15 protein-coding genes are annotated in these 12,274 nt (G+C 56.6%); all 15 read right to left on the bottom strand.

Going from position 1 to position 12,274, the window contains the following annotated elements; genetic code table 11:
• Positions 1–39 precede the first annotated feature (39 nt).
• The gene (locus HV350_RS08735) at positions 40–1,089 is read right to left on the bottom strand and encodes a cytochrome c-type biogenesis protein CcmH (RefSeq protein WP_181630260.1); all 1,050 of its coding nucleotides are present in this window, start codon (positions 1,087–1,089) and stop codon (positions 40–42) included.
• Positions 1,086–1,643 carry a thiol:disulfide interchange protein DsbE gene (gene dsbE / locus HV350_RS08730; RefSeq protein WP_003834613.1) on the bottom strand — a complete coding sequence of 186 codons (558 nt, stop codon included), beginning with the start codon at positions 1,641–1,643 and terminating at the stop codon, positions 1,086–1,088. The genes HV350_RS08735 and dsbE overlap by 4 nt, the downstream gene beginning before the upstream one ends.
• Positions 1,640–3,595: a heme lyase CcmF/NrfE family subunit gene (locus tag HV350_RS08725; RefSeq protein WP_016153766.1), complete on the bottom strand. Its 1,956-nt coding sequence runs from the start codon at positions 3,593–3,595 to the stop codon at positions 1,640–1,642. The genes dsbE and HV350_RS08725 overlap by 4 nt, the downstream gene beginning before the upstream one ends.
• Positions 3,592–4,071, bottom strand: coding sequence for a cytochrome c maturation protein CcmE (ccmE, locus tag HV350_RS08720; protein WP_016153767.1), 480 nt, complete (start codon positions 4,069–4,071; stop codon positions 3,592–3,594). The genes HV350_RS08725 and ccmE overlap by 4 nt, the downstream gene beginning before the upstream one ends.
• The gene (gene ccmD, locus HV350_RS08715; protein ID WP_016157004.1) at positions 4,068–4,280 is read right to left on the bottom strand and encodes a heme exporter protein CcmD; all 213 of its coding nucleotides are present in this window, start codon (positions 4,278–4,280) and stop codon (positions 4,068–4,070) included. The genes ccmE and ccmD overlap by 4 nt, the downstream gene beginning before the upstream one ends.
• The gene (locus HV350_RS08710) at positions 4,277–5,014 is read right to left on the bottom strand and encodes a heme ABC transporter permease (RefSeq protein ID WP_016153769.1); all 738 of its coding nucleotides are present in this window, start codon (positions 5,012–5,014) and stop codon (positions 4,277–4,279) included. Before HV350_RS08710 ends, ccmD begins: the two co-directional genes overlap by 4 nt.
• Positions 5,015–5,090: 76 nt before the next feature.
• Entirely contained in the window at positions 5,091–5,750 is a 660-nt protein-coding gene (gene ccmB / locus HV350_RS08705) for a heme exporter protein CcmB (protein WP_003027542.1), read from the bottom strand.
• Positions 5,747–6,367: a cytochrome c biogenesis heme-transporting ATPase CcmA gene (ccmA, locus tag HV350_RS08700; protein ID WP_016153771.1), complete on the bottom strand. Its 621-nt coding sequence runs from the start codon at positions 6,365–6,367 to the stop codon at positions 5,747–5,749. The genes ccmB and ccmA overlap by 4 nt, the downstream gene beginning before the upstream one ends.
• A gap of 20 nt (positions 6,368–6,387) precedes the next feature.
• Entirely contained in the window at positions 6,388–6,990 is a 603-nt protein-coding gene (gene napC, locus HV350_RS08695) for a cytochrome c-type protein NapC (RefSeq protein ID WP_003027548.1), read from the bottom strand.
• Between the two features lie 9 nt (positions 6,991–6,999).
• Entirely contained in the window at positions 7,000–7,449 is a 450-nt protein-coding gene (gene napB, locus HV350_RS08690; RefSeq protein WP_016153772.1) for a nitrate reductase cytochrome c-type subunit, read from the bottom strand.
• Positions 7,446–8,309: a quinol dehydrogenase ferredoxin subunit NapH gene (gene napH, locus HV350_RS08685; RefSeq protein ID WP_016153773.1), complete on the bottom strand. Its 864-nt coding sequence runs from the start codon at positions 8,307–8,309 to the stop codon at positions 7,446–7,448. The genes napB and napH overlap by 4 nt, the downstream gene beginning before the upstream one ends.
• The gene (napG, locus tag HV350_RS08680; protein ID WP_016153774.1) at positions 8,296–8,991 is read right to left on the bottom strand and encodes a ferredoxin-type protein NapG; all 696 of its coding nucleotides are present in this window, start codon (positions 8,989–8,991) and stop codon (positions 8,296–8,298) included. The genes napH and napG overlap by 14 nt, the downstream gene beginning before the upstream one ends.
• 6 nt (positions 8,992–8,997) lie before the next feature.
• On the bottom strand, positions 8,998–11,484 hold the full coding sequence (napA, locus tag HV350_RS08675) for a nitrate reductase catalytic subunit NapA (protein ID WP_016153775.1): 2,487 nt from the start codon (positions 11,482–11,484) through the stop codon (positions 8,998–9,000).
• A complete protein-coding gene (gene napD / locus HV350_RS08670) occupies positions 11,481–11,744 on the bottom strand; it encodes a chaperone NapD (protein WP_016153776.1) in 264 nt (87 codons plus the stop codon). The genes napA and napD overlap by 4 nt, the downstream gene beginning before the upstream one ends.
• Positions 11,734–12,225, bottom strand: a complete 492-nt coding sequence (gene napF, locus HV350_RS08665) for a ferredoxin-type protein NapF (protein ID WP_131405173.1) — start codon at positions 12,223–12,225, stop codon at positions 11,734–11,736. The genes napD and napF overlap by 11 nt, the downstream gene beginning before the upstream one ends.
• Positions 12,226–12,274: the final 49 nt, after the last annotated feature.

The raw sequence follows: 12,274 nt of genomic DNA, 5'->3' as shown, positions 1-12,274 counted from the left end.
CCCCGATATGCGAAGCGCTATCGGGGCTATTCTGGATACTTATTTCTCCTGCGGCGTTAGCTGCTCCATCGCCTGCTTAATGCTCCGTTCTATTACCGCCCGACGGGTATCGTTGGCAGGTAATAGTTTCAGCATCATCTCCCACGCCGCAACCGCCTCGCCGAAGCGCTGCTGTTCAAAGGCGTTGAAAGCGTACATGCTGAGAACCCGCACGTTGGCATGTTCGCCACGCACCAGTTGGCGTAACAGCTCCCCTCCCCGACGGTTATCATCAGGATCGGAAGAACGGGTCAGCGCTTCCGCATAGCCCAGCGCCGCATCGCTGTTTTTAGGATCCAGTCGATAGGCATTGGCATAGGCTTCAGTGGCCGTACTGGCGTTACCGAGTACCATGCCAATGCGTCCAAGCATGATCCAGCCTTCAACATTTGTGGGATCGGCTTGTAAACGCGTGCGCAGCCCCAGCGCCAGACGCGCCATATCTTCTTCATTGAGCGGTTCCGCTTTCGGATCCAACGCCCGCTCCAGCAGCGCCGGAGCCTGAGCGGTGGCCTGCTGCCAGACCTGAACCTGCTTATAGCTGCCGGTTTGGTAATAGCTTACTGCGCCAACCACCAGCGCCACCACGATACCTGGCACAAACAACCCGAATCCACCGCGCTTGCCATTCGGAATAACATCGTCAGGAAACGCTTCCTGTTTCACCCGGACGCGTCGGCGAGTACGGGCGAAAATGATCCAGCCCCCCAGACCAATCGCTACCACCGGCATCACCCACAGCAGCACGGTGAGCGGCGTTAACGGCGGATCGTACGTGACGAAGTTGCCGTAGCGCGCCACCATGTAATCGACAATTTCTTTCTGGCTTTTTCCTTCCTGCATCAGTTCGTACACTTTCTGACGCAGGTCGGTGGCAATCATCGAGTTAGAATCGGCAATGCTGTTGTTCTGGCATTTAGGACAACGCAGTTGTTCAGTAAGCTGGCGGAACTGCTGCTCCTGCGCTTCGTCCTTAAACTGCATCACGTCGATAGTCGCAAGCGCGGATCCCGAGATAACCAGCATTAGCAGGCCCAGTAAAAATCTCATTGCGCAGCCTCCTTACTGTACTTGTCCCATAACGGTTTGATCTCGCTCTCCCACACCCGGGCGTTCAGATCGCCGGCATGGCGATAGCGAATAATGCCTTTGCCGTCGATCAGGAACGTCTCCGGAGCACCGTACACGCCAAGATCCAGACCGAGCATACCGTCGCCGTCAAACAGACTTAATGAGTAAGGATTACCCAGCTCTTTCAGCCAGACAATGGCTTTCTGACGATCATCTTTATAGTTCAGACCCACTACCCGCACGCCTTGCGCAGACAGCTGATTCAGATACTGATGCTCGGCGCGACAGGTCGGGCACCAGGTCGCCCAGACGTTCAGCAATACCGGTTTGCCCTGCGTCAGCACATCGGCCTGATAGTGCTGACCCGGATTTTCCAGTGACTCCAGGCGGAATGTCGGAACAGGTTTGCCGATCAGCGCCGATTCCAGATTAGTGGGATCGTCGCCCTGAGCGTTACGCGCGAGCTGCCACAACAGCGCCGCCGCAATGATGAGAAAAATAATAAACGGAATTAACAGTGCGTTGCGCTTCATACAGCCTCCGACGCATTTTTTTGCACCGCGGCGCGAGGTCGCGTCCGCTGGCGATAGCGTGGATCAAACAGGCAGAACAACCCGCCCAGCGCCATCAGCAATCCTCCGGCCCAAATCCAGCGAATAAACGGTTTGTAGTACAGGCGTACAGCCCATGCGCCATTATCCAGTTCTTCACCCAGCGCAGCGTACAGATCGCGCGTGAATCCGCCGTCAATTGCCGCTTCGGTCATCATCGAACTGGTGCTGTTATAGAAGCGTTTTTCCGCATGCAGCGTGGCTTCCGGCTTACCGTCTCGGGTAACGCCAATAATGGCAACGCCGCCCCGGTAGTTTGGCCCGGTAATATCTTTCACTTCGCGGAAAGTGAACTGATAGTTATGGATACTAACGCTATCACCCGCTTTCATGCGCACATCGCGTTCAACGCTGTAGTTCTGGCTAAAGGCAATACCAACAATGGTAATCGCCAGCCCAACGTGACCCGATACCATGCCCCAGTAGCTTGGCGTCAGCTTTGTCCCACGGGAAATACGCAGGAACGCTTCGGACATCGCCAGTACGAATATCCAGCACGCCATCGCCAGCCCCACCACTGTCATGGCGGCAATGCGATCCTCAAGCAGCCACGGCAGCAGCAGCGACAGAACAAGGGTGGTGACAAACGCGATAAGCAATAACGTTTTCAGTTTACGCGGTCGGTCACGGCCCCAGCGCACTAATGGCCCAATCCCCAACAACAGTGCGAACGGCGCCATCAGCCAGGTGAACATGGTGTTGAAAAACGGCTCGCCAATCGAAATGCTGCCCAGCCCCAGCTGTTTGTGCACCAGCGGCAGCAGCGTGCCCAGTAGCACCACCAGCATGGCGGCAATCAGCAGGACGTTATTCCCCAGCAGCAGCGATTCACGCGACCACAGCGCGTTGTTTACCCGTGAGCGAACCTTGTGACCGCGCACCGCAAACAGCAGCAGGGAGCCGCCAATTACCAGCACCATAAAGGCCAGAATAAACATCCCGCGCGACGGATCGGAGGCGAAAGCATGCACCGACACCAGTACGCCGGAGCGCACCAGGAAAGTACCTAACAGACAAAGTGAGAATGCGCAGATTGACAGCAACAGCGTCCAGGCTTTAAAGCTGGCGCGCTGTTCGGTTACCGACAACGAGTGCATCAGCGCCGTTCCCACCAGCCATGGCATAAACGAGGCGTTTTCAACCGGATCCCAGAACCACCAGCCGCCCCAGCCCAGCTCGTAATAGGCCCAGGCCGAACCGAGCACAATGCCCAGCGTCAGAAACACCCACGCCGCCAGCGTCCACGGACGCGAAAAACGGGCGAATGTGCTGTCCAGTCGACCGCTCATCAGCGCAGCAATCGCAAACGCAAAGGCGACCGAGAAGCCGACATACCCCATGTACAGCAGCGGCGGATGGAAAATCAGCCCCGGATCCTGCAACAGCGGGTTCAGGTCACGTCCTTCAATCGGGAAGTTCGGCAACGTGCGGGCAAACGGGTTGGAGGTAAACAGAATAAACAGCAGGAAACCGACGCTGACCATTCCCATGACCGCCAGCACGCGGGCGACGATATCCAGCGGCATGCGCTGGCTGAACGCTGCAACGGCGAACGTCCAGCCGCTCATCAGCAGCACCCACAGCAGCAGCGAGCCTTCATGCGCCCCCCACGTCGCCGCCACCCGATACCAGACCGGAAGCTGGGTGTTGGAGTTGCTGGCGACGTAGGTCACGGTAAAGTCATTAACCACGAAGGCGTTGACCAGAATCAGGAACGCCCCCATCACACAGATAAACAGTACCCAGGCAAAGGGACGCGCGGAGGCCATCATCCGCACGTCGCCGCGCGCTACGCCCCACAGCGGATAGACCGACAGCAGTAATGCAACGCCAAGCGCAAGGCACAACAGCGCATTGCCAATTTCAGGCATCATGACGTTTTATCCTTATAAACACTTTCCGGGCGACGGTGGTTTTCCTGCATCGCTTTTTCGACTTCCGGCGGGGTGTAATTTTCATCATGTTTAGCAAGCACTTCTTTGGCCTGCACATGATTTCCCCCGTCCAGTTCGCCCTGAACGACGACGCCCTGCCCTTCGCGGAACAGATCCGGCAGAATGCCTTCATAGGTGACATCCACCACACCTTCGGCGTCATAGATGCTGAAATTCACCTTCAACGACTGCGGATCGCGCTTTACGCTGCCAGGCATTACCATACCACCCACGCGCAGGCGCTGGCCGACTTCAGGCATTTGCTGCGTTTCGCGCTTCCCGTAGAGTATTTCTCCCGGCGTATAGAACAGGTCGATATTGGAACGCAGCGCGTAGAGTACCAGCGAAATGGTCAAAGCCAGACCTGCCAGGACCGCGCAGGCTATCCATAACCGATTTTTACGTCGAATATTCACGCCGCCTCCCGTTGCACTTGCGCCGCGCGCATGCGCGCTTCTCTCGCCCGCTGCTGCGCGACACCGCGTAAGATGGCACGATGCTGTAACGCAGAATGCAGCACCAGCGCCACCAGCGGGATAACGCTCATCGCCACAGCCAGCCAGACATACAAGGCGTAACCGCCCATCGCGAAAAAATCACTCCATGATGCAAATGCAGGGGTCATTGGCGGCCTCTTTTTAAGATCAGTTCGCTCACCCACGGGCGGCGTTTTTCCATCATCAAAATCAGGTTACGCATGCGCATCAGCGCCAGCGTGACAAACAGTAACAGGTAGCCGACGATCGCCAGACGCAGCGGCGCGCGCATTGCCGGATCGATACTCTGCTGCATACGGGTCGACCCCTGATGCAGCGTATTCCACCACTCGACCGAGTAGTGAATAATCGGCAAGTTGACCACGCCAATCAGCACCAGAATGCCGGCAGCGCGACCAGCCAGACGGCGGTCGTCAAAGGCATGCCACAGCGCAATGGCGCCAACGTAGAGAAACAGCAGCACCAGTTCAGAGGTGAGTCGGGCATCCCAGACCCACCAGGTGCCCCACATCGGTTTGCCCCATGCAGAGCCCGTCACCAGCGCAATAAAGGTAAACACGGCACCAATGGGCGCCATCGCGGCCAGCGCCAGATTGGCCATTTTCATCTGCCAGACCAGGCCAATAAACGCGGCAACGGCCATCGATGCATAAATACCCATCGACCAGATTGCTGCCGGAACGTGCAGATAAATAATGCGATAGCTCTGCCCCTGCTGATAATCCGCAGGCGCGAAGCCAAAGCCCCAGATCAACCCGGTTATCAGTACCACCGCGCTGGCAATCGCCAGCCACGGGATAAACCAGCCGCAGATCTGATAGAGCCGAGGAGGCATCGCCAATTGATGAAGTGTTTTCCACATAGTTCAGTCACCAGACTCCGTAAATTAATATCCGTTGTGCCGGGGCGCCTTGCCCGGCCTGCATATCTCAACTGCGCTACTGCACGCTGATCCGTAACGCCGCAGCTGTGGCAAACGGGCTTAGCGTGGCGCTGCCGACCAGCAACGCGCCCAGAATCGCCATGTACCCTTCAACCGGTAAGTGCATGGAAGCCGCATCCATCGCCGCGGTCGCAAAAATCAGTAAGGGTATGGTGAGCGGGAGTACCAGCACGCTTAACAGCACGCCGCCGCGCTTTAAGCCCACCGTCAACCCCACGCCCGGCGCACCGAGGAAGCCCAGCGTCGGCGTCCCGAGTAACAAGGTCAGCGCCATAATTTTCCAGCCGTACATGTCCATGCCCAGCAGCAACGCCACCAGCGGCGAGAGGATCAGCAGCGGCAGGCCGGTCACGACCCAGTGCGCCATCACTTTCGCCAGCACCACTGCCGGCAGCGGCAGCGGCAACAGCATCAGTTGCTCAAGGCTGCCGTCCTGCAGATCATCACGAAACAGGCGCTCCAGCGCCAGCAACGACGCCAGCAGCGCCGCAACCCAGATGATGCCCGGTGCAATACGCGCCAGCAGTTGCGGCTCCGGCCCAATGCTCAGCGGGAACAGCGTAATAACAATCAGGAAGAACCATAAAGGATTGGCGATTTCCGCACTATGACGAAACGCAACTCGTAGTTCTAAACGGAAGATTCGCCACATCATTGCGTTGCCCTCTCGCTGGTCAGCGCAATACGTCGCACTTTATCGGTCTCGACATTGAGCGGTTGGTGGGTGGTGAGAATAACAATACCGCCCTGCTCCGTATGCTGCGCCATACGCTGAGTCAGTCGCTCAACGCCGTTCACATCAATGGCGGTAAAGGGTTCGTCGAGGATCCACAGCCGGGCGCGGGTCAGCCACAAACGGGCCAGCGCCACGCGCCGCTGTTGTCCGGCGGAGAGTTGATTCACCGGGATATCTTCATATCCGGCAAGCCCCGCCTGCGCCAGCGCAGCCAGACACTGTGCGACGTCGCCGTCATGGTGAAAGAAACGCAGGTTTTCCAACGCCGAAAGCCGGGTTTTTATCCCCGGCTGATGTCCGATCCACAGCAGTTGTTGATGGTAGCTGTCCCGCACGTGATGCAGCGGTTGCTCTTGCCAGCAAACCTCCCCTGCGTCGGGACGCGCCAGCCCGGTAAGTAACCGCAGCAAAGTGGTTTTCCCTGCGCCGTTGCTGCCGGTAATTTGTACCCATTCCCCTGCGTTGACGCGAAATGACAAATCGCTGAACAGTATTCTGTCATCCCGCTCGCAAAGTAATTCTCTGGCTTCAAGCATACCTGGTTATCTACATCCTGTTAAAATCCCGGTTTGACTTCGCGCATATCAGGCAGTTTGTGCGCTATCCCTTTATGACAGTCAATACAGGTTTGCCCGTCTTTCACGGCCTGGTCGTGCATTTTGGCCGCAACGCCTTTCTGGGCGGTTAAATCCATAAACTCGAAGTTGTGACAGTTTCGACACTCTTGCGAATTGTTATCTTTCATACGCCGCCACTCATTTTGCGCCATCGTTAAACGATGGTCTTCAAATTTCTGCGGTGTATCTATCAACCCCAGTGCTTTCGCGTACAGCTCTTTACTGGCCTTGATCTTACGAATCATTTTCGGACCCCACTCATGTGGGACGTGACAATCAGGGCAAGTCGCTCGCACACCACTACGGTTGTTGTAGTGTACGGTTTCCATGTATTCCTGGTACACCGTATTGCGCATTTCGTGACAGCTAATGCAGAACTCTTCTGTATTGGCCTTTTCCATACCGGTATTAAAGCCGCCCCAGAAAATAATGCCGCCCACAAAGCCGATTAACAACAGCGTGCCGAGCGCCAGACGGCTGGGGCGACGCCACCATTGCCAGACGCGCTTAATCCAGCCTGGTTTACGGTTAGAATTTTCCATAATGACCTCTTATTTCCCGTAACCTTTCGAGGGGGTGAAGGTATTTTCAACAATCGGCGCGGCGTCAGCCTGCGGAACGTGACATTGCAGGCAGAAATAACGACGCGGCGCGACTTCAGCCAATACCTTACCGTCGCTGTCCATAAAGTGCGTCGGACTGATGCGCGGCGCACCGGTGGTGCGATAGCTTTCCACACCGTGACATTGCAGGCAGCGGTTAGTGTTAGTCGTCACCTGATACCCTTCAACGCTGTGCGGAACCATCGGCGGCTGATTCACATAGTTCAGCGGCATACGCACTTGCTCTTTCGGCATGCGAATCGCCCCTTCTTGTGTCCCTGAGACTTCCGGTGACTGACTCAGATCCACTCCGTTTGCAGCCCAAACGGCCCCACTGACTACCAGGGCCAGCGCAGCCGTCCATTGACTCAGCGCTTTAATCAGGTCATGGCTTTTCATGATTTCGCTCCCGAACTCCATCGTGTTGTTATTGTAAAAACATCCTCAGAACAGACATCCACACAGCGACCGCAGGCCATGCAATCGCGGCTGGTTACCTGCACCGGACTTTGCTCATCCAGCACCGGCGCACGTAGCACATGCGGTTCCGGGCAAACATGAAAACAATCCATACAGCGGTTACATCTGTTACGTTCTTTTGCCGAAACGGTTAATGCACCTTTACTCCCCACCACGCTATACAGCGCACCCAGTGGGCAAAGATGCCCGCACCAGCCATGCTCAACGACCAGTAGATCAAATAAAAACAGCGCGAGGATCAGCAGCGCCCCGCTGCCAAATCCCATGACCAGGCTCCGTCCGAGCAGAGAGACTGGATTTATCCACTCCCACAGCAGCGTACCGGTCACGGCGGAACCGACCAGGATAACCACCAGCAGGACGTACCGTATATGGCGCGGCAGGGTTGCAGACTGATTCAGGTCAAACCTTCTGCGCAACCAACTGGCTAAATCGGTGACAGGGTTCATGGGACAAACCCAACTGCAAAACAGTCGCTTACCCGCCAGGGCATACAGCACCGTGATGATGACCGCCCCCGTTAACGCAACCGTCGCCGGCAGGTGTCCGCTGGCCAGGCTTTGCAGGGTAATCAGCGGATCGGTGAACGGGATGGAGTCCAGCAACAGGCTGCTACTGTAATTGCCATGCAGGATCCAGACGCCAAGCCACGGGCCGCTAAGGAACATCGCCAGTATCAGAAACTGGCTCAGACGACGCAGCACCAGCCAGCGATGACTCTTCCACCATCCTTTTTTTGCCTGCGCTTCACGCCCGGCGTCACGTTTACGATTTGCCATTGTTCCCCTCCAGCCAACCGAAGCGGTAATGGTGTCCTAACTCCCCTTTCGCCAACGACAGGGGCAGCACTTTTATTGCTGGCTGCTCCAGGACGCAGACTTTTTCGCATTTCCCGCAGCCGGTGCAGGCATCGCTGTGTACGGTCGGAATAAACCGCGCATGCTTGCCGGTACGCATGTTGCGGTCCAGCTCCAGGGTGATAGCCTCATCGATTTTCGGACATTCGCGATAGCAAACGTCGCAGCGTAATCCCTGATAGTTGAGGCAGTTTTCGTGATCCAGCAGTACCGCCAGCCCCATGCGTGAATCGTCAATAGATTCAATGTCCCTGTCCAACGCGCCGCTGGGGCAAACTTTGGCGCACGGAATGTCTTCACACATTTCGCAGGGAATATCACGCGCGACAAAATACGGCGTACCGGCAGCCAGCCCTGAGGCCAGCGTCGCCAGCTTCAGCGTGTCATACGGGCAGGCCTGAACGCACTGACCACAGCGCACGCAGGCACTGGCGAATGCCTCCTCGCTCAGTGCGCCTGGCGGGCGTAGCCGCACGCCGGTTGCACGTGCGGTTTGCTGTTGCAACCCCAGCGCCACGCCAACGACGGCTAATCCGCCCGCTGCGCGAACCATATCGCGCAGAAAGCGGCGGCGGCCATTTTGGGGTTTTGCTGACCGGGACATAACGCGTTACACCTTCGCCAGTTTCACAGCGCACTTCTTGAAATCCGTCTCTTTGGAGAGCGGATCCGTCGCATCCAGCGTCAGGTTGTTCACCAGCTGTGCGGCGTCGAAGAACGGCATGTAGACCAGCCCCTGCGGTGGACGGTTACGCCCGCGCGTTTCAACTATCGAGATAACTTCACCACGACGGGAAACCACTTTGACTTTGTCGCCACGGCGCAGATCGCGTGCTTTTGCATCCAGCGGATGGATAAACAGCACAGCTTCCGGGAAAGCACGGTGCAGCTCAGGTACGCGACGCGTCATACTGCCGGTATGCCAGTGCTCCAGCACACGTCCGGTAGACAGCCACAGGTCGTACTCTTTATCCGGCGCTTCGGCGGCAGGTTCAAATGGCAGCGCGAAGATGACCGCTTTGCCGTCCGGCTTACCGTAGAACTTGTAGCTTTCACCCGCTTTCACGTAAGGGTCGTTGCCTTCGCTGTAGCGCCACTGGGTCTCTTTGCCCTCAACGACCGGCCAGCGTAAACCGCGCGCTTTGTGGTAATCGTCAAATGGCGCAAGGTCATGCCCGTGACCGCGACCAAACCAGGCGTACTCTTCGAACAACCCTTTTTGCAGATAGAAGCCCAGCTCGCGGGATTCATCGTTCAGCTGATCTTCAGCCAGTTCAGCCACCGGGAATTTCGTCACTGCAGGCGTGGCAAACAGTACGTCATACAGCGTTTTGCCGCGCAGTTCCGGTTTCTGTGCCAACAGCGCTTCCGGCCACACTTCTTCTGTTTTGAAGCGACGAGAGAACTGCACCAGTTGCCACAGATCCGATTTCGATTCACCCGGCGCTTTAATCTGCTGACGCCAGAACTGTGTACGGCGTTCCGCGTTACCGTAAGCACCTTCTTTCTCTACCCACATCGCGGTCGGCAGGATCAGGTCGGCCGACAGAGCGCTGACCGTCGGGTACGGATCGGAGACGATGATGAAGTTGCGCGGATCGCGCCAGCCCGGCATACGCTCTTCGTTGATGTTCGGACCGGCCTGCATGTTGTTGGTACACATCGCCCAGTAGACATTGAGCTTGCCATCTTTCAGCGCACGGTCTTGCGCCACGGCATGCAGACCGATTTTTGCCGGAATGGTCCCCGCCGGAATATTCCAGTGCTTCTCACAGATATCGCGGTGTTTTTCGTTCGTAACCACCATGTCCGCAGGCAGACGGTGGGAGAACGTACCGACTTCACGCGCGGTACCGCAGGCGGAAGGCTGACCGGTCAAAGAGAACGGACCGCAGCCTGGCTGGGAGATTTTACCGGTCAACAGGTGCAGGTTATAGACCAGGTTGTTGGCCCACACGCCGCGGGTATGTTGGTTGAAGCCCATCGTCCAGTAGGAGATGACTTTTTTCTTCGGATCGGCATACAGCTGCGCCAGCTGTTCCAGCTGATCTTTCGGTACGCCGGTCATTTCGGCGGTTTTATCCAGCGTGTACTCGGCAACAAAGGCTTTGTAGTCCTCAAAGCTCATCGGCTCAGAGGCATCGGATCCCGGGTTTTTCGCCGCTTTTTCCAGCGGATGGGTTGGACGCAGACCGTAACCGATGTCCGTCACACCTTTACGCAGATTAACGTGCTTGCTAAAGAAATCCTGGTTGATCGCATTGTTTTGAATGATGTAGTTAGCGATGTAGTTGAGGATCACCAGATCGGTTTGCGGCGTGAAGACCATGCCGTTATCCGCCAGCTCAAAGCTGCGGTGCTGGAAAGTGGAGAGCACCGCGACATTAACATTGGGATCGGACAGACGACGGTTGGTGATGCGCGACCACAGGATCGGGTGCATCTCCGCCATATTCGCGCCCCACAGGACGAAAGCATCTGCATGCTCGATATCGTCATAGCAGCCCATCGGTTCATCCATACCAAAGGTACGCATAAAGCCGACTACCGCTGACGCCATGCAGTGACGCGCGTTCGGGTCGATGTTATTCGAACGGAAACCCGCCTTAAACAATTTGGCAGCGGCATAACCTTCCCAAATCGTCCACTGACCCGAGCCGAACATACCGATAGACTCCGGGCCTTTCTCTTTCAGGGACGTTTTGAATTTCTCTTCCATCACGTCAAAGGCTTGGTCCCAGCTAATCGGGGTGAACTCGCCTTCTTTGTGATACTTACCGTCCTTCATGCGCAGCATCGGCTGCGTTAAACGGTCTTTTCCGTACATGATTTTCGGCAGGAAGTAACCTTTGATGCAGTTAAGCCCACGGTTAACCGGCGCATCCGGATCGCCCTGGCATGCCACAACACGCCCTTGCTGCGTCCCGACCAATACGCCACAGCCCGTCCCGCAAAAACGGCACGGGGCTTTGTCCCATTTGATGGCTTCTTGCTGACCGACTACCGCACGGGCTACGCCCGGCACGCTTAACCCGGCAGCCGCCGCAGCGGCCGCAACGGCGTTAGCTTTCATAAAGCTACGACGACTGAGTTTCATGGTGTTTCCTCACCTTGCTCATCCTGCTGGTGATAAACCAGCGACACCGCCAGCACGCCCGCAACGTTGCGCACTGACTCAATAGTTTTCATTAACGTTTCGCTGTGCTCAGCTTCCACCACCACGATCAGTTGACCGCTTTCCACATCGCTGAGTGCAACTTCGCAACCTGGGAACGAACGCAACTGCGTGGCGATATCATTGATATGCTGACTTTTGGCCTGAACGACCAGGCTGCAGACCTGCCAGTTATTGTCCATGGTTGTACTCCGCGTTAATGGCTGATACCGGGCAGATAGCGACACATGCGCCACATCCGTTACAGTCCTGATTGTCGAGCTGCGGCTGATAAATGCCGGACAGCGTGGGACGAAAGGTTATGGCCATGGGTTCACAGCTATCCTGACAGCGATGACATTCAACGGACTGATATGCGAGACAGTTTTCCCCAATCGTAAAATTCAGATCCCATGCCCTGGTGTGGCGCGGAAGAAAAAGGGATTCAGAACAGGCCTCTGCGCAGGCATAGCAAAAGCTACACTCGCCGTGTTTGAAATTTACGCTAGGGTAACCGCCCTGGCCTCGCTGCAGGATGTCGGTTTCACACGCCTGGATGCAGGCGTCACAACGAAGGCAATGGGCCAGAAAGTGAGAGTCTTCCTTGCTCCAGGGCGGACGGATCCCTGAGTTGGCGTTTCGCCAACTGCCTGTCAACATGCCTCGACGGGATAAATCAACCATGACATTGTCCTTCCATAATGACGCCCTGCCCTGGCGGGTTGAACGACAT

The organism is Citrobacter sp. RHBSTW-01013 (genome assembly GCF_013781985.1).
Classification (GTDB): Bacteria; Pseudomonadota; Gammaproteobacteria; order Enterobacterales; family Enterobacteriaceae; genus Citrobacter; species Citrobacter braakii.
The sequence above is the reverse complement of the archived record's forward strand: the minus strand, read 5'-3'. Positions and strand labels throughout refer to the sequence as shown.